The organism is Hoylesella loescheii DSM 19665 = JCM 12249 = ATCC 15930 (genome assembly GCF_000378085.1).
GTDB classification, from domain to species: Bacteria; Bacteroidota; Bacteroidia; order Bacteroidales; family Bacteroidaceae; genus Prevotella; species Prevotella loescheii.
On sequence record NZ_KB899217.1, the window covers coordinates 132,726 to 154,543 of the forward strand.

The 21,818-nt window shown below is 48.4% G+C and carries 15 protein-coding genes; 7 read left to right on the plus strand and 8 right to left on the minus strand.

The window, feature by feature from the left end:
- Positions 1-11: 11 nt before the first annotated feature.
- From F453_RS0109535 to F453_RS0109545, 3 genes are all read right to left on the minus strand, one after another.
- On the minus strand, positions 12-929 hold the full coding sequence (locus tag F453_RS0109535) for a DUF4886 domain-containing protein (protein WP_018967820.1): 918 nt from the start codon (positions 927-929) through the stop codon (positions 12-14).
- A gap of 38 nt (positions 930-967) precedes the next feature.
- Entirely contained in the window at positions 968-2,890 is a 1,923-nt protein-coding gene (locus F453_RS0109540; RefSeq protein WP_018967821.1) for a heavy metal translocating P-type ATPase, read from the minus strand.
- Positions 2,891-3,611: 721 nt separating this feature from the next.
- Positions 3,612-4,715 (minus strand): UDP-N-acetyl glucosamine 2-epimerase, encoded by a 1,104-nt coding sequence (locus F453_RS0109545; RefSeq protein ID WP_018967822.1) that lies wholly within the window; start codon positions 4,713-4,715, stop codon positions 3,612-3,614.
- Between the two features lie 534 nt (positions 4,716-5,249).
- Between F453_RS0109545 and F453_RS0109550 the strand changes: the two genes are divergently transcribed.
- Positions 5,250-5,972, plus strand: a complete 723-nt coding sequence (locus tag F453_RS0109550) for a hypothetical protein (protein ID WP_018967823.1) — start codon at positions 5,250-5,252, stop codon at positions 5,970-5,972.
- A 290-nt stretch (positions 5,973-6,262) separates the two neighbouring features.
- The gene (locus F453_RS0109555; protein ID WP_018967824.1) at positions 6,263-7,006 is read left to right on the plus strand and encodes a hypothetical protein; all 744 of its coding nucleotides are present in this window, start codon (positions 6,263-6,265) and stop codon (positions 7,004-7,006) included.
- 161 nt (positions 7,007-7,167) lie between these two features.
- On the opposite strand, the gene F453_RS0109560 is transcribed toward F453_RS0109555, so the two are convergent.
- From F453_RS0109560 to F453_RS0109570, 3 genes are read right to left on the minus strand one after another with little or no spacing between them, the layout of a single operon-like run.
- Entirely contained in the window at positions 7,168-8,028 is an 861-nt protein-coding gene (locus F453_RS0109560) for a 4-hydroxy-3-methylbut-2-enyl diphosphate reductase (protein ID WP_018967825.1), read from the minus strand.
- Positions 8,025-9,089: a DUF1573 domain-containing protein gene (locus tag F453_RS0109565; RefSeq protein WP_018967826.1), complete on the minus strand. Its 1,065-nt coding sequence runs from the start codon at positions 9,087-9,089 to the stop codon at positions 8,025-8,027. Before F453_RS0109565 ends, F453_RS0109560 begins: the two co-directional genes overlap by 4 nt.
- 13 nt (positions 9,090-9,102) lie before the next feature.
- Positions 9,103-14,685, minus strand: coding sequence for an MG2 domain-containing protein (locus F453_RS0109570; RefSeq protein WP_025790184.1), 5,583 nt, complete (start codon positions 14,683-14,685; stop codon positions 9,103-9,105).
- Between the two features lie 256 nt (positions 14,686-14,941).
- Between F453_RS0109570 and F453_RS0109575 the strand changes: the two genes are divergently transcribed.
- The 3 genes from F453_RS0109575 to F453_RS0109585 are packed head-to-tail and all read left to right on the plus strand — an operon-like array spanning position 14,942 to position 17,589.
- Positions 14,942-15,880: a M48 family metallopeptidase gene (locus F453_RS0109575; protein ID WP_018967828.1), complete on the plus strand. Its 939-nt coding sequence runs from the start codon at positions 14,942-14,944 to the stop codon at positions 15,878-15,880.
- 30 nt (positions 15,881-15,910) lie between these two features.
- On the plus strand, positions 15,911-16,681 hold the full coding sequence (locus tag F453_RS0109580; protein WP_025790183.1) for a dihydroorotate dehydrogenase electron transfer subunit: 771 nt from the start codon (positions 15,911-15,913) through the stop codon (positions 16,679-16,681).
- Entirely contained in the window at positions 16,681-17,589 is a 909-nt protein-coding gene (locus tag F453_RS0109585) for a dihydroorotate dehydrogenase (RefSeq protein ID WP_018967830.1), read from the plus strand. Before F453_RS0109580 ends, F453_RS0109585 begins: the two co-directional genes overlap by 1 nt.
- A gap of 933 nt (positions 17,590-18,522) precedes the next feature.
- On the opposite strand, the gene F453_RS0109590 is transcribed toward F453_RS0109585, so the two are convergent.
- Entirely contained in the window at positions 18,523-19,482 is a 960-nt protein-coding gene (locus tag F453_RS0109590) for an SPFH domain-containing protein (RefSeq protein ID WP_009236266.1), read from the minus strand.
- Positions 19,483-19,672: 190 nt separating this feature from the next.
- Complete coding sequence (locus tag F453_RS0109595) at positions 19,673-20,122, minus strand: NfeD family protein (RefSeq protein ID WP_009236267.1); 450 nt, start codon at positions 20,120-20,122, stop codon at positions 19,673-19,675.
- A gap of 413 nt (positions 20,123-20,535) precedes the next feature.
- On the opposite strand from F453_RS0109595, the gene F453_RS0109600 reads away from it, so the two are divergent.
- Both F453_RS0109600 and F453_RS0109605 read left to right on the plus strand, forming a co-directional pair.
- Positions 20,536-21,018, plus strand: coding sequence for a hypothetical protein (locus F453_RS0109600; RefSeq protein ID WP_009236268.1), 483 nt, complete (start codon positions 20,536-20,538; stop codon positions 21,016-21,018).
- A gap of 10 nt (positions 21,019-21,028) precedes the next feature.
- The gene (locus F453_RS0109605) at positions 21,029-21,700 is read left to right on the plus strand and encodes a hypothetical protein (protein ID WP_018967832.1); all 672 of its coding nucleotides are present in this window, start codon (positions 21,029-21,031) and stop codon (positions 21,698-21,700) included.
- Positions 21,701-21,818 lie beyond the last annotated feature (118 nt).

Below are 21,818 nucleotides of genomic sequence, written 5' to 3' on the forward strand. Positions count from 1 at the left end.
CTGCTTTCATTCTATTTCTTTTCAACCAGTCCGCCTGCCGAAACCTTTGTGGTGGTGTCGACAATATCTATTAGCGAACATTCAAAAGGTAGTTCAACAGCGAGGTGCGCCGCCCATTGCGCCACCGCTTTCTGGGCCTTATCCAGTCCCTTTGGTGCATATCTGTTGCCAAAAACTTTCGTTCCGAACAGGCATTCGAACCAGGTGCAGGCCGCCGTATAACGTCCCAACACCAGGTCGAGGTGGAAACCGTCACGGTTAAGATGGTCGCCAACAAACGAAGTACGGGCGTTTTGAATGGCCGTGCCCACGGGAACAAAGAGGCTAAACTGTGCGTTTTCTTTCTTCAAGCGTTGTGCACCCTCAACGATGGCACGATACATCTTGTCCTGATTGCGGTCGTAGTTGGCAAATCCGCCATGCGTTGAGTTCTGTGCGTATGCCCAAGTAACGTGCCATATCAGCTTAGTGGTGGCGGGAACACGCGCCCGAACGTAGGCGATAAGACTGTCTAAATGGGGTTGGAAACTGCTGTACATACCCGAAAGCTGACTAACCTGCTGCAAGCTAACGTAATCCCACTGTTCGTCGCGCAGAGCCTTATCGAGCGTATAGTTGGCCGTACGGGTCATTTTACCGTCTATTCCTATCTTGCGATAGTTGTAGTCGGGCTTGTCTTTACGTGCATTGCCCCAATGTCTTTCTAGCGAACAACCGCCAATATACATGTTACCGATAACCATTTGGTGCCCAGTGGCAGCTGCCAACTCAAAGAGGTTCTGCTCAATGGCATCTTCCGAGAAGCTGTTTCCAATGGCCAACAACTTCAAGGGTTTGCCTGCAAAGGCCACCTGAACACACAACACGAACACCAACGGCAGCACGAAAGCCAGCCCACGACTAATAGTCGCCAAACATTTTCTCTGCATATTATCTTTATTATGGGTTAAGCAACTTCTATATTAACCTATTTCGCCAACTTCAACCGCAAACTATTGAGCACCACACTTACGCTAGAAAAGGCCATAAGGGCACTTGCCCACATAGGCGTTATCTGGAAATCGATGTCGAAAAGATGGAGCACACCTGCCGCAAGGGGGATGCACACCACATTATATATAAAGGCCCAAAACAGGTTTTGCCCAATCATGGCCGTTGTTTTCTTGCTTAGGCGTATGGCTTGGGGCAGTCGGCGCAGGTCGTCGCCCATCAAAGTGGCCTGCGCAGCATCCATTGCCACATCCGTTCCACGCCCCATCGCGATACCCACATCAGCCAAAGCCAAGGCTTGGGTGTCGTTGATGCCATCGCCAACCATGGCCACCCGCTTGCCCTCGGCTTGTAGTTGGCGCACCATGTTTTCCTTATCTTGTGGCAAAACCTTACTTCGATAATGCCCAATACCAGCCTTCTCGGCCCAGTAACGCGCAGCCTCATCCTTATCGCCACTCATCATATACACCGCAATACCCATGTTTTGCAATTCGGCCATGGCCTCTTCGGCATGCGGTTTAAGGCTCTCGCGCATTTCAAGCGGCAGGTCGTCGGCCTTGGTAAAGTCGATGTTTTGGTTGGGAATGGTCAGCGTTCCCGTCTTATCTATCACCATAGCGTTCACCCCTTTAAGACTTTCAAGTGCCGCTGCATCCTTTATCAGCACGTTCATTTGTGCTGCCTTGCCAATAGCCACCATCAAAGCGGTGGGCGTGGCCAAGCCCATAGCACACGGACAAGCGATAACCAGCACGGCAACAGCCGAAATAATGGCTTGCGGAAGAGCTGCATTCCCGCCCAACAGCCACCACAAAAGGAAGGTGAGAAGGGCTATCAAGGCCACCACGGGCACAAAAACACGTGCCACACGGTCTACTACACGCTGCACGGGAGCTTTGCTACCTTGGGCCTCTTGCACCATTTTGATGATTTGGGCCAAGGCCGTATGCTCGCCAATCTGCTGCGCTTTAAACCTAAACTTGCCTTGCGACACCACCGTTCCTGCCAGCACTTTCGCGCCCTTTTGTTTCAAAGCGGGGGTTGGTTCGCCAGTTATCATGCTCTCGTCTATGTATGCGCCATCGGCCGTCATAAAGCTTTCGGCCATGGTAACAACGCCATCGACAGGCACTTTCTCGCCAGCACGAACCTCCAACACATCGCCCACGGCAATGGTGGCAATGGGCACGTCGCGCATTTCGTCGCCATCGATAAGGCGAGCGGTCTTGGGTGCGAGTCCCATTAGTTGCCTAATGCTTCCCGCCGTCTCGTTTTTGGCGCGCTCTTCAAGTAGTCTGCCAGTGAGAACGAACGTGATAATCATCACCGAAGCATCAAAATAGGTATGCCAAACAATGCCTCGCGCGCCCCATACGGCATCGCCCCAAAAGGTGTTGAAAGTGCTAAAAAGGAAAGCAATGCTTGTAGAGAGGGCCACAAGCGAATCCATATTGGCCGATCCATGACGCAGTTGGCGCCACGCGCGAGAGAAAAACTCACCGCCACAAACCACGAAGTTGGCTAAGGCCAGAAGTAAAGCCACTTGGTTGTTCATGGATTTTCCACCCAAGTTAAGCCATCCCATAGACACGCACATGCACAAAAGGGCAAAGCCCCACGAAAGAGCTGTGCGACGTTTAAGCCGTTGCAGTTCGCGACGCTCTATGGCTTCTGCCGAGCGATTGGTTTCTATCACGAGGTCGTAGCCGATGGCGTTGATTTCGTTTTTCATCCTTTCGAGACTTATCTCCTCAGGATTATACTCCACCAAGGCCGTTCGGCCAGGCAAATTCACTGCCGCACTCTTTATGCCTGGCAACGAATTAAGTTTCTTTTCCACATTGGCAGAACAGGCTGAACAAGCCATGCCCACCACGGGGATTGTTCGTTTTTCCATTGTTTGTTGATTTTAAAAGCCTCGCCCCCAACCCCTCACCAAGGGGAGAGGGGAGTAATATGTGTTATTATTTTTGTCGATAGCCCACGAGTTTATAGGTTGACACGGGCGTTTGCCACAATGCAACCGAGCTATCGGCTTAACTACTAAAGGTGAAAAAGTGAAAAGGGGAAAAGGTGAAAAAGTGAAAGAGTGAAAAGGTGAAAAAATGACTAACGTCACCTATTCATTTGGCTTAACTCCTTAACTTAAACATCAGTTGACAAGTTTACGAGTAAACTGGTTGACAAGGTCGTTATCCACGCTGCAACAAAGCATCTGGCTTAACTTCTTTACTCAAACATCAGTTGACAAATTTACGAGTAAACTGGTTGACAAGGTCGTTATCCACGCTGCAACAAAGCATTTGGCTTAACTTCTTAACTCAAACATCAGTTGACAAGTTTACGAGTAAACTGGTTGATAAGGACGTTATCCACGCTGCAACAAAGCATCTGGCTTAACTTCTTAACTCAAACATCAGTTGACAAGTTTACGAGTAAACTGGTTGACAAGGACGTTATCCGCACTGCAACAAAGCATCTGGCTTAACTTCTTAACTCAAACATCAGTTGACAAGTTTACGAGTAAACTGGTTGACAAGGTCGTTATCCGCACTGCAACAAAGCATTTGGCTTAACTCCTTCACTCCATAACTCCTTAACTCCTCAACCCTTACTCCTCACCCCCTTCTTTGCTCTAACAAGATGCTAACAATACGGTCGGCACTGCGTCCGTCCCATCGGTCGGGTATCGACGCGTGTTTCCATTGTCCTGTTTGCAGGGTGTCTAGGGCCTCGGCCAATGCCTCTGGGTCTTCGCCCACCAGCACATTGGTGCCTTGTTTCACCGTTTCTACATGCTCGGTATAACTGTTCAGCGTGATACAAGGCACGCCATTGAACGTCGCTTCTTCGGCCACGTTACCCGAATCGGTAACAATGCCCTTAGCATGGGCTGTGAGATAGCCAAACTCAAGATACGAAAGGGGCTCTACCACATGCACATTGGCTGCACCACCCAATTGTTCCAAGCACTGCTTAACAGCCTCGGCAGCGGCTCCGCGCAAAGGTGCAACCACGGGCGTATGTACCGATGCCGCTGCAATCTGCCTAACCATGGCTAAGAGATTGGGCCTGTTGGCGATGAGCACCTTGCGGTTAAGCGTGAAAACGAGATATTCGCCATCGTTCAGTTGCAAGTTGGAGAGCAACGCAGGGCACACCAAGCGTCCATGATTAAAGCGCAAGGTGTCCATCAGGATGTTGCCCACCATGTATATTTTAGACAGCTCCGCCCCTTCGCGTGTGGCGATGCTGTTACTTCCCATGCCAGCCGTGAAAAGCAAATCGCTTAGTCCGTCGATAACCAATCGGTTTATTTCCTTGGGCATATCGATGTCGAAGCTACGCGTTCCTGCCACCAAATGGGCCAGCAAAACACCCTTTTTCTTGGTTACGATGGCAGTGGCGAGGGTCGAAGCGAGGTCGTCTACCACGATAACCACGTCTGTGGCGTGGTCTTGTAGATACCTTTCGAAGGCCGACATCACTTGTCCTGTCAGCTCGTTCAGGTTCTCGCAGTCTACACCGAGGAACACTTGCGGCCGTGCAAGCTGCAAATCGTTGAAGAGCGAGCCTTCAAGCGTAGGGTCGTCTTCACGTCCCGCATACACCAATTGATAGTTAATGTCTCTACCCTGCCCTTTGGCTTTCTCTATTGAATGTACGATGGGTGCCACCTTCATGAAGTTGGGGCGCGCACCCGCTACGATACAGATGTTCATTTTCGTGTAATTTATTTAGCACAAAGGTACAACTATTTGGCGGAAAAGGTGCAATATAAGGTAAGGTTTATTGAAAGAACCTTTGCGTTAAAGCTGGTTCTTAAAATGGCTTTCGATGTGTTTTGGGCTTATATGAGCAGATTTGCAAGACGTTAAGAATGCGTCTATTGCGCGTTTTTTCACTTCTGATGCAGTACAAATGGCCTTGTACTGCCACTACAAGCCGCTTGTAGCCCCACTACCGACCACTTGTAGTGCCACTACAACTCACTTGTAGTCACCCTACAAAAGGCTTGTAGTCACCCTACAAAAGCCCTTGTACTCCGCCAAAGACTAAAATCAAGACGTACAAGAGTAAACCTTCGTTTTTTGAAAGCTTAGAAAGGTTAGCACAGGCGTTAAGCAGGTGCTAAAATTAATCTCGTTGTAATTTTTGAACAAATCGTTAATCTTTCGGTCAATCTCGCATGTTTTAAAATAAGAATTGTTTATCTTTGCAACATGTCTAACAAATAAAACGAACGCGAGTAACTGATGAAAAAGCTACTAATATTTCTAATCCTTGCCCTTGGCATAAACCTATCCGCTATAGCGCGAGGGCTAAAAGAGGCGGCTTACCTTAAATATGAGAGCACGTTTCGAGGTTTGTCACTTGAAAGCACACCCAACACAGGGGTTAATGCGCAAAACGCTGATGGCAGTAATCTTACCTATCGCACGAGCAAAATTGAACGTGTTGCCAACGAACAGCGACAAAACGCCTCGTGCGACACCACCGTATCAAGTTTCAGAAGCCGAAGGATAGACAGCGGCTTTAAGTTTTTTGTTGAGAGTGCGTATGCCGCAGGAACCGACGACGAACCATTTTCGCGCTGGGAAATAGGCGGAAGCGCGGGCTATCAGTTGTCGCCTCGCTTCTATTTGGGCGCTGGCGCCAACCTCATTTATCTCAATTCGCAGAAGCAAGTGGGGCTGCCTGTGTTTGTCGATTTTCGTGTTAACGTCCTCAACCGCGCCATTTCGCCCATTGCCGGAATAAAAACGGGCTGGTCATTTATTGGCGATCTGAATGGATTTTACCTTAATCCCTATACGGGATGTCGCTTCGGGCTGAACAATAAGTTGGCCCTGCACGTGGCTGTGGGCTACGAATTGCAAAGGGCGAGCATCACTTACAACGACTACACCAGTCCATTCATACAAACAAAGTATGCTTCGTTAGAGGCCTTTAAGGTGCAATTTGGTGTCGAATTCTAAACAACAGCACCGCCCCACCCCGTTGCAAGGCAGGCCATGCCGCGTTGTTAGAACCGCAAGACTTATCACAGAAGGCGAGAAATACGTTTACTTAACAGCCAGACTTTACAGATAAAGTAGGCAAGTTTGTGTTGAAACACTAAGGGCGATGTACGTCGACTTACGTCCTCTATAACCTTATATAAGGTGGGCCAGCAATAAAATGCAGTACAAGCGACATTATTTAGGACACAAAACTGCGGACGAATAGGCAATATTTATTAATTTTGCAAACAACTAACAAACTTAACATGAAGAAGATATTATTGTTTTTGGTCCTGATGCTTGGTGCATCTACGACAACCTTCGCACAAGCGACGAAAGACGCGGTGTACCTGAAAAACGGTAGCGTTATCTACGGACAGGTGGTAGATGTGAGACCCGAAAAACAGGTAAAAATAAAAACGGCAGACGGAAACTTGCTTGTTTACGAGATGAACGACGTTGAACGCATCGAGAAAGTAGAGGCTGAGACGAAAGAAAACAAGCCCGAACGTAAGTCATCGTTCAGAACACGTAAGATTGCCAAGGGCTTTAAGGGATTTGTTGAAGACTCTTACTCGTTTGGCACAGACGGCATTTACTATTGGAGAGGCGGACTAAACGTTAGCTTAGGCTACCAAATATCGCCTTACTTGTTCGTTGGTGGGGGTGTCGGCACTGAATATTACGGCGAGCCCGAGGTGTTTACCTTTCCCCTATTTGCCGACGTACGCGTGAACTTTATCAATGGTCCCGTTACGCCTTTCTTTGGTACGAAGGCAGGCCATACCGTCAATAGCCATTTCGCAGGCTTTTATTTCAACCCCATGGTTGGCTGTCGCGTTGGCCTTACCAATAAGCTAGCCTTGCATGCAGCTATTGGTTATGCGCTACAAAATGCCGACGACGATTACAATGTGCCGAATGACGTTTACTACTATGGCGCGAAAAAATATAGTAAAGGCGTTTCCTCCATCTCGGCAATTAAGATTCAGTTTGGCTTCGAGTTCTAAAAAGAAAGCTAGATAAAGGGCATTAGGCGCTGTGCCCAATGTCTTTCATCGCAAAAACCGCGTATAACCAGGTTGGTTGTACGCGGTTTTTACGTTGTGTATTATAAGCTTTCGCCTAGTTGGCCGTATCTTATAAACAACCCGCTTGGCACAATCTCGCTTCATTCCACATTGCTGAGGATATGGTCGCGACATTCTTCCATCAGCCATTTGGGGGTACTGGTTGCCCCACAGATACCCACCGTCTTGGCATTAGCAAACCAATCGAGGTTTATCTCCTCTGCATTTTCCACATGATAACTGTTGGGGTTTACGGCTTTACACTCGTTATAGAGCACCTTTCCATTGCTGCTCTTTCGCCCACTCACAAAAATGATCACATCATGTTGGGTTGCAAAGCGCGCAATGTTGGGCATACGGTTGGCCACCTGTCGGCAAATGGTGTCGAAACTACGAAAAACAGCCGTGGGACTGATGTGCGATTGTATGTATTCGATGATGCGATGGAACTCGTCAAGGCTCTTCGTGGTTTGCGAATAGAGGTAGATGTCGCGATTGAAATCGAGCTTTGGCACCTCGTCGAAATGCTCTATCACGATGGCTTGACTGCGCGTCTGCCCCACAAGACCAAGAACCTCGGCGTGTCCGTTCTTCCCAAAGATCACGATTTGTGCATCGGGGTTGGCGTCGAACTGCTTCTTGATGCGGTTTTGCAGCTGTAACACCACGGGACAAGTGGCATCTATGATCTCGATATTGTTGCGACGGGCCAGTTCGTAGGTTTCGGGTGGCTCGCCATGTGCACGCAACAGCACCTTCACATCGTGCAACTCGCGAAGCTGTTCGTGGTTAATGGTGGTCATGCCCATGGCCGTTAGGCGTTCCACTTCCATGCCATTGTGCACAATATCTCCTAAGCAGTACATCTTTTTGCCTGCTGCCAATTCCTCTTCGGCCTTTTTAATGGCCGTGGTAACACCGAAACAAAATCCGCTACCGCTGTCTATTTCTACCTGAATCATTTCACATTAACGGTTATCACCACCTTGGCCTGCTTGGGGTCGTTGGTAATCATGAGCACGCGCGGTGCTGCCTTAACACTCTTAAGCTGCTTTTCGTCGGCCGTTATCTTAAGCTTGGCTATATCGCCAGGCAAGATGCGGGTTTTGTTAAGCGACAGTTTCAGACCCGCTGTGAACATTTGCAGCGAACTAATCTCTAAGATGCTATGCCCTGTGTTGGCAATGTCGATCTCCGCTTTCTTCACTTTTCGACCATAGATGTTACCGAGATCTACCTTCGTTGCAGAGAGTTTGATTTGCGGCGCATTGTGAAGGGCTTTCTGAGAGAGTTCGTTAAAGCCGGGAAGCAGTACTGCCGACACGCTGATTTCTTTATCGGCCGACACCTTATCGCCAGGGAACATACCCAGATAGATGTTGGTTTGGGTTAGTCCGAAGTGGCGAAGCTCATGCGAATCGAGCGTAATGGAGGCCACACCGCTACGCCCCGACATGATGGTTGAGGGCGAAACCTCGGCTTGGAGGTAGGGAGGCAGGTGCATCAGAACAGGTTGCACGGGTTTGCCCGAATTGTTCATGATGTGTATCTTCTGCACAGGGCGGTCGCCACGGTTCACGTCGTCGAACTCGATATTGTTCTTTTCTACCAGCACATCACCAAGGGTGAAGGGGTAAGCACCCGAAAAATCTTTCACTTCATCAACCACTACGCCCTTCAAAGTGAGTATCAGCGGTTCTTTTGCAGTAGCCGTATAGAGGCCAATTTGCTTGTTGAAGTGACCCATCTGGGCCGCATCGTAGGTGGCTTTCACCTTAAACACCTGCCCTGCGGGTATCTCTTTCTTGGGATAATCTACCTCGGTGCATCCACAACTCTTGCGAACGGTGGTGATGCTCAGAGGTTTTCCACCTTTGTTTTTTACTTCGAAGACAGCGGTTACTGGTGTTCGATAGAGCACTTGTCCGCAATCGATGGCCTTGTGCACAGCTTCCATACGCTGAGCAGAGGCCGAAAGGCAGCCCATGGAAAGGAAGAGGGCAGCCAAAATACTGTTGTTCATTATTATCGTTATTTTATTTTATCGTTAAAGTTTGAGCCTTGGTGCGTGCCATATATGCCGGACTGTAAGCGCACTGCACGGTGCACGTGCCCGTTGTGAACGTTCCGAGGCGGTCTATATAGAAGGTACTCTCTACCACATGAGTACCCTTTCGCATCATATCAGCATAATAATAGGTGGCGTTATCTCGTGGCGAGCAGTAGAATCCGCCACGATAGCCAGTTAGTTGATTTACTGGTTCCATGCAAGCGGCACGCTTATCTACCACCTGAACGAAGTCGTAATCGCGGTCGGCAGTGATGGTTATGCGTACCTTTACCTTGCTTCCCACCTTCAATTCGCCATCGTAGAGCAGTTCGCGCTTAACACTTAGGCCCATAGAAGCATCGGCAATGTCGGTTGTGCGCTGCGTAAACTGGGCGTAAACAGAACCCCACGACGTGCCGGGGGCAGTCTTCTCTACGGTGAAGGTATTGAGGTTGGCCCCCGTCATCGTGGTCTTTACGTAGCCCATACCAGCCGAGGCGTTGGGCGTTTCGAGGCGTTTGCCATCCACAGAGAGTTTCGCGGGTGAGTCGGCAGCGGCCTGCAACACTTGAATATTGCCGTTAAGGAAGGCGTAAACGGCATTCACGCTGTTGATGGGCGTATCCCAAACCTGCGTGCGTTTCTGCTGTAACAGCCATCGTTTCATCTCGTCGAGGGTGGTCGTGTCGTTGGGTTCGAGCGCCTGAATGGCCTCAATGGCCGCCACTTGGGTGGGTATCTTGTAGTCGAACCAGCTGTAATAGGCCTTTCGGGTGTCGTAGTATCGGCCCATCTCTTCGGTAAACACGCTGTACTCGCGAATGCTTTGCAAATACTCTTTACCCATCTGTGCGTAGCCGTTCTTGGCCAAAATAACGGCTGCAACAGCCTTGCCGTAGATGGTGAACGCAGCTGGCTGCTTGGCCAAGTGGTTGATAAGGTAGGCACGATCTTCCTTAACGTCTTTGTAATACGTATTATCTACCAACGAACTGACATAAAGATAGCGCACCGCCCATTCGCTAGGGCGCAGGTTCTTCTCACCTCGCTTCTCGCGTTTCTTCATTGCTTCGACTTCTTCTGTTACCCGTTTACCCATGAAAGCAAATGCCCTTTCTAGGTTTCGGTTCATGTCGGTGCGCCCGCCCGTTAGCGTTTGCAGACGCGTTACCATCTCGGCAACAGTCAAAGTGACGTAACTACTGCCTGGCATACCAGGGAACCAGCTCCACGATCCATCACCAAGCTGTAACTCACGCAACTTGTTTGTGGCTTGGTTAAGGCGATACGTGATGCCGTTTTCATCGAAGAAGCGCGTCAATTCTTGGCGTTGACGGGTTTCGTTCTTGCCGTCCCACACCCAAGGCGTTTCTTTCAGCACCAACGTTTTCAGTTCTTCGTTCTTCTCAAGTTCGCTTACCATCGAGCCTTCACCATTGTTTTCCTGTTTCCACAGTTCGATGGTGCTCTTTATTACGGGAGCTTGCTTGAGCAGATAACGACCCAAACTGTTTACGTAGAACGAGGTGGCTAAGGATATGGCATCGTTTTCGTAGACGCGACTCATATACGGTAGGGTTTGCACCATCATCCAAGCCGGGTTGTTGGTGTATTCGACAGTGAGGCGATTATCGGCCCTATTCACGGCAAAAAGCTTGCGCAGGTCGATATTGAGTGTGCCTGGACGATGCTGCGTAAAGGCTTTCGAGTTGGTGACAAGCTCGGTATCGCCCAGCAGGGGCAGATAGTGTTGCTCACCATCGCTAAATCCCTTGCCCGTAACCGATATGCGACATACCCAAACTTTTACGCCAGCGGTATAAAACTTGGTGCCCTCTTGCAGATTGAGCAAGAAGCTAACGTTGGTGGTTTGGCCAGCATTCGCCGTGCAAGTCTTTGTCTCGGTATAGAATGTTTTGCCCGTTTCGGGGTCTACGATCTCAATCAGAGCCGTTCCTGTCAACGCCTTTTCGGAGGTGTTGATTACGCGAGCGGTTATCCAGCCCTTATCGCCCAGTCGCATAAAGCGTGGCATATTGGGTTGTACCATCATCTTCTTGGTGGCCACAGCCTCATTTTCCACGATCACGTTGTTCATTTCCTTGTCGGTGGCCAAGCCCATAAAGCGCCATGTGGTGACACTTTCGGGCAGCGTGAACTTGATGGCCACGTCGCCATTGGCATCGGAAGTGAGAGCAGGATAGAAGAAAGCGGTCTCGTTCAAATTCTCTCGAATGGTGGGTTTATCGGTTGAGCTAGACTCAGTTTTACCTCCTGAAGCCTCCTCAGCATCTTTTACCTTCATCACTTCATTGGCTGATTCGGCTACAATAGATTCTTTTGCAGCAATCGAAGCTAAACCTCTTACATTAGCAACACTGCCCGTATAGCTGCTCTTTTTGTAACCAGACACAACAACTTCTTCCAGTCTATCCGCGCCTTTGAGCCCAAACATCGTGGTGGAATAATATGTCCAATCGAGGCACGAAGTGTCAAACTGATAAAATCTTAAGGCGTTTACGGGTAGCGAACGCAAAGGGCTGCGCGACGCAACTTCGTAAGAGCGCAAGCTCCATGCCCACTGCCAACGTACGCCAGGCACACCAAAGGAATAACCAAGATTAAATCCCCATCTATGACCAACGATTTGATCGAGTGACTTATCATAGAGCGTAGCCATCAATTGGGCATTGGCAGGCTTGCCGTCGGGATGTTTCAGCGTCAAGGTCCATTCTTCTTTCTGGCCAGGAGTTAGCTTATTCCTGAACGTCTTCCACTCGGCCAGCAATCGTTTGTCAGGTGTAGCCCTTCTGATCGTTAGGGTTTGGTCGTAGCAATGATCGTCTTTCACCCAAGCATAGCTAATGGTTATGCCGTCTCCATACTCGGGTTTGTAAGTATAGGGGATGGTGATGAGCGAATCGCTGATCACGGTTGTGCCTTTTTCGAGCACCTTATCACCCGAATATATCGCGTAAAGCACGTAGGTATCCTTCAACGAAGTGCCCACTTGCACATACACGGGACTGCCATCGAGATTGAATTTCGACGACGTTTGGTAAGCCCATATCTTCGAGTCAACCACGGGTCGACGATCGTTCATACTGAAAAGCACGAGCTCTTGGTCAACAGTATCGGTCTCACAGATAGCCACTAGTCGGTGCTTACCTGATGACAAGGCCGCAGCATTGAAAGCGATGGGCGTATTGGCCTTAACTGTTTGGGCGCTCGACTCATTATCTATATAGTAGCGAACATTGCCTGGGATTTCTGCTCCAGATGCATTTCTGAAATTGAAAAGCATGCTCTTGAGGCTGTCTTTCTCGCTTCTTTCGGGCAAATCACAACTCAGTGCCGTGAGTTTGCTACCTAATGGCAACGACATAGAACCCAATCGGGTTTCTCCGCCTTGGTCTACAACGGTGGCCGTAACCTCGAAGTTGTAGAAGCCGGGACGTTTCTTACCTGCAGGAAGGGTCATGGGGATGCTCACACGGAAAGCTCCGTCGGTATCGGTCACCGTGCTTTCACGGGCTATTTCGTCAGGAGAATCGTCGTCGTCCCTACTCCACCACCACCAAAAAGCAGGGTTGCGCTTGACCGTATAGGTAACTTTTGCCCCCTGAACAGGTACACCTGCAAAACTCTTGGCATGTCCCGTAACCACCACGGTGTCACCTGGAGCATACTTCTCCTTCACCTCGGGGAAGGAAACTTCAAAGGTCGGGCGCTTGTATTCCTCAACTCTGAACGACACATCGCCACTTGCTCTGGCCGATGTACGAATCTTATACGTACCCGTAAGTCTGTTAGTGGGTAACGTAAATTGTGTGGAGAACTTGCCAAAGGCATCTGTAACAACCTCTTTTTCTGCTACAACTTCCCAATTTGCATCGTGAAGTTTGAGCTTTAGGCTTTGTCCTGACGCAGCCTTACGCTCCAAGTCAGGTCCGCGAAGTACCCAAATGCCCGCCACCTCCACGGTTTGGCCAGGTCGATAGATGCTTCGGTCGGTGAATAGGTGTAACCTGGGGCTTGTCTTGTCTGTCGGGTAATAGTTATAATAGGTATCATAAGCGGCTTCGTTGAAGTAAACATCGTCTTTGGTGAATACGTAAATGCTGCGTGGCGTATTATCATCAAAGTAGTGTTCAAGCTCTCCATTGGCTCCGCAAGTATACACTTCTGTCTTTTCCTTCTCTTCATCATCATCGTAAAACCTTAACCGCACCTTCGCATTTGGCACGGGGTGACCCGTCGTGGCATTCAAAACAGCGATACGAACATGGTCATCTGGCAACTCTTGTAACACAGGTACGAGGTTGGTTACATTTAAAAGCACTCGCCGTGTGCGTACATTTTTATTGTCGGGGATAATCTCCAGCATGTACATACCGATGGGCAAGCCCTCCAATTCCAATGAATCGTTGGAGAAAGCGTAGTTTGGCACGCCAACAAACTTGCGCTCACGGGTAGCACTTGGCACTGCTTTCATTTTGCTTCGCAGGCTAGCCAGCACGCGAGGCTCTTCCACATCCCCTTCAAAATCACCATTCACGTTCAGTCGCCACACTTTCATGGTTATCGTCTTGATGTTGCGTACACTCGAAAGGTACACCTGTTGGGGTTTTTGCGGCAATATCATGTGGCGCACGCGCATGTTGAAAGTAGGGTTTACGCGTTCATTATAGGTATTGCGCAAGGTGTTCATGTTCTGCCATGATCCCCATTTCGATAAGGCGTAATTGATATACTCCAGTTCTTTCTCGGTGCTTACGTCGGACGCCGAACGCATCATATTAGCGCGCACGATGGCTAACTCGCCCGCTTCGGGTAAGTCGGCATATACGTTAATGAAAGAATCGAGCTTGTGAACGACACGCGACTTGTAGAACAAGAATCCTTTCTCATCATCGTCGTCTTCGTCTTCACCGTCAAAACTGAAACGAAAACCCCTGTTAAACATCATGCTAGCAACGATGCAAGCTGCTCGCCTGTTGCCAGCCTTTGAGTAGAAGTCGTATATTAAGCGGTAGTTTCCTGCGGCCATAGCCAGCACATGCAGTAGGTCGTTGTTGAAAATGCGGGCGTCAACGCCTGGTTTCAGCATCGGTTCGTAACCCTTGGCCTGCGTTTTGGCCAAGAGTTCGGGATTTTGCAACGACAAGTCGAAAAACGCTTGTGCCGTTTTGCCGTCCCTATCTCTCAAATTGTAATCGCTGAGATATAGCTGCGCCAAAGCCGATTGATATACGGCAGCCAACACAGGTTCCGTATTTCGCACCGCCAACTCTTCCGCTTCTATCCGTTTCACCTCACTCAAAAGCGAGTCGGGAGAGATAGATGACTGCAAAGCACCCTTGCAAACAGAGGCTTTAAGCAACGATCCGTATTGTTTATCGGCCTTTGCACGCTTCTCTATCTGCTGTAAAACGCCCAAAGCTGTCTTAGGCAAATCTTTCGCCATTGCCACATCAAACTGCTTCCAAAGTGCGTCGTAGCTGTCAGCCAAAGCCGATTGACAGACCATTAGTAATAAGGCTAATGCCCAAAAAGCAACTTTTCTCATACGTCTTTCTATTGTTTTGGAGTCCGCTTTTATAGAAGTTAGGGCCCAAAGATACACAACTTTTACGTTGGTAAATGCACCCAACCACGCCCAATCCGAGCTTGCGCAATTAATGCAAAAGTAAAAAATAATCGCCAAAAAGCAAAACTTTACTTCCCCGAAATTGAGCCTTAAACGAATAATATGGAGGTTACGACATGTTTTCGTAATTAAATAACTAACTTTGTGCGAAAGAAAAAGATAATCAATAAGCAATATGAAGCGATTTAATTATGTTCTTATTAGTGCGCTCGCCGCCATTATGCTGGCCTGCGGAACATCGAGTCAAGTGCCCATTACAGGGCGTAAACACTCGCTACTTGTATCCGACGCACAAATACTTAGCCTCAGCAAGCAAGAATATGCCAAGTTTCTGAGCAGTGCCCGACTATCGTCTAACGCTGCCAACACGGCTATGGTGAAACGCGTGGGCCAACGTTTGGCACGCGCCGTAGAAACCTATTTGGTGAACAACGGCTACCAAGACGAGATAAGGAACTTTGAATGGGAGTTTAACCTGGTGGCCGACAAGCAGGTAAATGCTTTCTGCATGCCGGGCGGAAAGATTGTGGTTTACGAAGGATTGTTACCCGTAGCGCAAAACGAAGCTTCGTTGGCCATTGTGTTAGGGCATGAAATCGCCCACGCCGTAGCCAAACATTCGGCCGAACAGATGTCGAAAAAGATACGTCAAGCATACGGAACTCAGATTGGCGGAAGCATTCTTGGCGCCATCGGAGGCCAAACCATGGGCGGACTGGCGCAAGTGGCAGCTGGCCAATATTTCACTTTTAAGAACCTGAAATACTCGCGCGACAACGAGTCGGAGGCCGATCACATGGGCCTTATCTTCGCTGCCATGGCTGGTTACGACCCCTCGGTGGCTGTTAGTTTCTGGCAACGCATGGCTCAAAAGTCGGGTGGAGGCAATGGTTCCGACCTGTTTAGCGATCACCCTTCAGATGCTAAGCGCATCGCCGCCATACAAAAGCTGTTGCCCGAGGCCATGGCTTACTACAAGGCTGCTGGCAACACGCGCACCAACACACAAGCAACGCCTAGCTCAAAACCCGCCAACACTCAACCCGCCACCCAAAATAAGAGTGCGAAAAGCGTGTCGGCATCAAGTCTATATCGCAAAACGAAGAGCAAATAACGTAAACTCTAAAACATACCGAACGAAGAAATGAAGAAGTTTTGCCTCGACCTCACCGTCGTTGCCGTTGAGCGGATGAACGACCGCTACGTACTCATCAGGCTCACACACGCCGAAACTTTACCACCAATGAAGCCAGGACAGTTTGTCGAAGTGCGTGTAGACCACTCGCCACAAACCTTTCTGCGCCGTCCCATCTCCATCAACTACGTAAACACAGAGCGCAACGAGATGGGCCTCTTAGTGGCAACTGTGGGTCACGGCACACACCAAATGGCGACGTTGAAGGCTGGCGAAACACTTAATTGCGTGTTTCCGTTAGGCAATCCTTTCACCCTTCCCACATCACCCAACAAGCGTTTCTTGCTCGTTGGCGGTGGTGTTGGCGTGGCGCCGATGCTCTTTTTGGGGCAGAAAATCAAGGAAATGGGTGCGCAACCCACATTCTTGCTGGGCGCACGCACAGCAGCCGACTTGCTGGAGATGGACCTTTTCGAACGCGCAGGTCGTGTTTTGGTAACCACCGAAGATGGTTCGGCAGGCGAAAAAGGTTTCGTTACCAACCATTCGGTGTTACAAAACGAGACGTTCGACATGATTTCCACCTGTGGACCCAAACCCATGATGATGGCCGTGGCACGTTATGCCCGCGAAAAGGGCATCGCATGCGAGGTGTCGCTCGAAAACCTGATGGCCTGCGGTATAGGCGCATGCCTCTGTTGCGTGGAAAAAACGGTAGAGGGAAACCTCTGCGCATGTACAGAAGGACCAGTGTTTAACATTCAAAAACTGCTTTGGTAATGGCCATTCTCACTACAAATATCGGCAAGTTGTCGATGAAAAACCCTGTGATGACAGCTTCGGGCACCTTCGGTTATGGCTTGGAGTTCGAAGATTTTATGCCGCTAGATGGCATTGGTGGTATCATCGTGAAGGGAACAACCCTTCATCCGCGACAAGGAAACGACTATCCGCGTATGGCCGAAACGCCACAGGGCATGCTCAACTGTGTGGGATTGCAGAACAAAGGCGTTGATTATTTCGCCGAACACATCTATCCCAAAATCAAGGACATAGACACCCGCATGATTGTGAACGTGAGTGGCAACACGCCCGAAGATTATGCGGAGTGCGCTGCACGTGTAGACGCACTTGAAAACATACCTGCCATCGAGCTGAACATTTCGTGTCCCAACGTGAAAGAGGGTGGCATGGCCTTCGGAACAACCTGTGCAGGAGCGGCTAGCGTGGTGCGGGCAGTGCGCGAACGCTATCGAAAGACGCTCATTGTGAAGCTTTCGCCCAACGTAACCGATATTGCGGAGATTGCCCGAGCTGTAGAAGCGGAGGGTGCCGACAGTGTGTCGCTCATCAATACGCTCATGGGTATGGCTATCGACGTTGAACGTCGGCAGTCGGTTTTAAGCATCAACACGGGTGGTTTAAGCGGTCCGGCCGTTAAGCCTGTGGCCTTGCGCATGGTGTGGCAAGTGGCAAAGGCGGTGAAAATACCTATCATCGGACTGGGCGGCATCTGCAATGCCACCGACGCCATCGAGTTTATGATGGCTGGCGCATCGGCTATACAAATTGGTACAGCCAACTTTCTCGACCCAACAGTCACCATTAAGGTGCGCGATGGCATAAACGAATGGCTCGATAATCATGGCGTGAAAGACGTTAAGGAGATTATTGGGGTGGTGAAGTAGAAAGCGAAAGGCGAGTCTGAACAACTCGCATCAAGAAGGTTTAGCACGTAAAGCCTACACTAGCCTTTATCTATCGCACCCAGATTTACTCGCGCGCGCCCTTCATACAACAAACCATAATCGTGCTTTTCAACTAAATTCCTCACAGAGACATTAGTGGTCGAAAAGCGAAGAATAAGCGTCCATAATACGCTTTTTCATCGCTTGTAGCACGTCTTTTCATCGCCCGCCAAGTTCCAACTATGTTGTACGGCGATTCCATATCATCTGGAACAGGGTTCCATATCAACTGGAACAAGGTTCCATGTTATCTGGAACAAGATTCCACATCATCTGGAACAAAGCCTCTTGCCTTTAACAGCAACACAAGATCATAACTCGTTGAATATCAGAGATGAGTTTTCGCATACCAATTAGTATTCATTCTGATTTGAAAAGCAAGCATCCAATAAATGATTTAAGGCGTGTTCTAGAAGTCACCTCAGACAAATTAAGTCCGCTTCAAGGTTTTCTAGAACACGCCTTAAAAGCTAAATGCCATTCGCGTGCATGCGTTCGCATTCAGCTTTTACGCAAGTTCGGGATAAAAGACGATGCTTTTTGAGCAAGATTAGATAAAAAACGAATGACAATATCATCAACTACTGCGTAGCGGTAGTTGGCATAACGAGTTTCTCTTACCCTGAACTCGCATTCAGATTTTAGACACGAACTTGCGTCATTTACGACTTAACAAACTAACGGAGCAGTCGCCTTTGAGTTTCTCCAAATATTTACGCCAGCCTCATGGGTGGTCATAGGCGAGCTGCTTAGTCAACTCATCAACTTGTAAATCTCGCAAATGGCGCAACGAAAACCTCCACCCACGTCCCCTATTGGAGCGTGGGTGGAGGTAAGGCTGTTTTTGTTTGGCACAGCTTTTATGCCAAAATGCTATTGTATTTTAAAGAGTTCTTTTATTCCGCCGATGCTACCCAGCAAGTTTGTAGCCTCGTAAGGCAGGTAAACCGTCTTGGTTTGATCGCCTTGAGCCAACTCTCGCATCATGGCAATGTACTTCTGTGCGAGCAGATAATTTGCGGGATTGGTACTTTGTCCCACAGCTTCCGTAATCTTCTCGATAGCAATTGCCTCGGCCTCGGCCTTGCGAATACGTGCCTGTGCTTCACCTTCGGCAAAGAGAATGGCTTGCTGTTTAGCGGCTTCGGCCCGGTTGATGGTCGAGGTTTTCTCACCTTCCGACTGCAAAATAACGGCTTGTTTCTCTCCCTCGCTGGTAAGAATGGTGGCACGTTTGTTACGTTCGGCTTGCATTTGCTTCTCCATGGCCTGAAGAACGCTCGTCGGCGGGATGATGTCTTGCAACTCAACGCGATTCACCTTGATACCCCACTTGTTTGTCGCATCGTCTAACACCGAGCGAAGTTTGGTGTTGATGGTGTCGCGCGAGGTGAGCGTCTGGTCCAATTCCATTTCTCCGATGATGTTACGCAGCGTGGTTTGGGTAAGCTTCTCAATGGCATTGGGAAGGTTGTTGATTTCGTAAACAGCCTTGAAGGGGTCTACTATCTGGAAGTAGAGCAAGGCATTGATTTGCATTTGAATGTTATCTTTGGTGATAACGTTCTGCTTGTCAAAGTCGTACACTTGCTCACGAAGGTCGATCGTGCTCGAATACAAATAGCGACGGTTGGTCATCGTCACGATGGTTTTCGCACTATCTACAAAGGGGATGATAATGTTGATACCCGGTTTGAGTATTGCACGAAACTTACCCAAGCGTTCGATGATTTTCGTTTCCGACTGGGGTATAATGACAAGTGACTTCTTTACGAAGAGAAGCGCCAGCAATACAGCGACGGCAATAAGAATAAATTCAATATGTTCTCCCATTGTTAATTGTTGTTTTAGGGTTATTTAATTAAGATGATTGTTAGGATGAATGAAGGCATGGCGTTGTTCTTAGTCTCCACTTTCTGGGTATTAACGCGAGCCAACACCACTATAATCGGCTCAAAGGCTAGTCGAACAGCCCGCTTAATGCACGTTCCCCATTTGTGATAACAGGTTGGTGCAATTGGTTTTAAACACGCTCTACCGTGGCCACGATGCTTTCCATCTTGACGATGCGCACCTTTTCTCCTCTTTTAATTAGCGATCCATCGGCCGAAACGGCACGCCATTCGTCGCCATCAACCTTTACATAGCCGCTGCGTTGTGGCTGTACCTCTTCTATTACCACGCCTTCGCGCCCTTCAAGAGCGTCGGCATTGCTCTTCCGTTCTTCTTCTCCGCGGTGCAGGTACTTCATGGCCACAGGCCTAACGGCGAAGATAGATAAGATGGAGAAACAAGCGAAGCAAACCACTTGCGCCAAAAACGGGAAGCCAAGCCAGCTGCCCACCATTGAAAAAAGGGCTCCGATGGCAAAGCAGAGGATGTAAAACGTGCCAGAGGCCATTTCCATTATCAGGCATAAAAGGCTTATTATCAGCCAAAACAGCCATTGGTTTGAGGTTAAATATTCTAACATCTTTGTGGTATTTTGATTGTGTTTTCAAAGTTAAGAAATAATCGACAAACCACAAAAGAAAAGAACCAATATTTGAACTTTAATTTTAAAGTCATTCTATAAATCATCTTTTGTTGCCGACCACATACAAAATTGTGCACACAGATCTAACGTTTCCAATAGCTTACAATGGGTTAAAGACTGCCAACAGCATATTCCACATTTGCCATTTCACGAACAAAATCTCTCAACAAACTATCAAATTACACCTTGGACCATGCTAAATCCACATCCTAAACGTATGTAAAAACATTTAAACAAACAAGCAAAAACGTTAAAAGAAAATAGTCTTTATAGCACGTATAGTATGTATTCGTTTTTTTTTATTAATTTCGCATGCAATATATTATTCATCCAAATAAACTATAAAAACAATGAACAAACTCAACTTATTGGGCAAAGCCCTATTTGTATGCCTAACATTCTTATTAATCGTACCACAAAATGCACATGCAAGGGCAAGAATTCCCGTTGGAACACGCGACGTTATCGACGTGGTATACAACATTCCTGCGGAAGACAGCATCATTATCGATGGTAAAAATGTAAACCTGGCACGCATGCACAAAGAGTTCAACATCGCCTATTTTCTACCCCTATGGGTGACGGAAGAGCCCAAACTGGTGCTGTACGATGCTCCCACAGAAACCTACTACGAAATGACAACCCCCAAATCTCAGGCTTTTTTGAAAGAATATCTTAAAGAAAAGAAACTCAACGAGGACGAACTGTTGAAGCTAGGTTTCTATACACGCTACGGCGGAAAGCTTGTTTTTCTGCCTATCTTAGCCTTAATGATATGGGGTGCGATACCTTCACGCAAGAAAGACGAGAAGATAGAACCAACAAAATTATAAATTCAAAGTAATGGAAACATCACAACTCATCATCATGGGCGCCATTGTTCTGGCAGCCCTAGTTATCAGTCAAGTGTACAAACGCTTTGTTAGCCAAAAGGCACTAGACCCTGCACAGGCTGACAACGAAGCTCAAAAGCTTAGCGACAACGACCTGGACGTACTGGTAAACGCCGACTTTGGCGTTTGCATTCAGCATCTTGACGATAAGAAGGTGTTAGGTGCGAACTACATTTATCACTTGCCCGACATGAAAGAACACATGAAAAATGCTGGCAAGGATGTGCTGAAAAGCGCATTGACACTGGGTACGGTGAAGTACACCACAGTGCAAGTGCCCATGCCGCTGTTGCTTACCGAAGATGGTTTGCATCTCTTTGAACTTGATGTTGAAGAAAAGGTGAAACGCCACTTGATGTTCGACAATTCGCGAATGGAAAATGCTACACTCACGCCTTTTGCAAACGACCGTGTTCCACAAGAACTGGGCGACAGCGCAAAATTCTATAAGCTGCAGGTACCTAGCGAAGAAGGCGTGCGCGAAATAACGCTCTGCACCGTGCTTTATCCCACACAGCAGAAGTACATTGCTTATAATAAGTATCGCCGATTGTTGGCTTACGCTGTTGGTAAGAAATTCTTTAAGGCTTTGGAAGAGAAATATCCAAACCTGAAAGCCTAAGTAAGAGAAGAGTGGATGAGTGGACAAGTTAACGAGTTGAGAAGTCGGCGAGTAGACAAGTTAATCTGTTTACAAGTTGACGAGTGATAAGTTAACAAGCCAATATCCCTAAAGCATA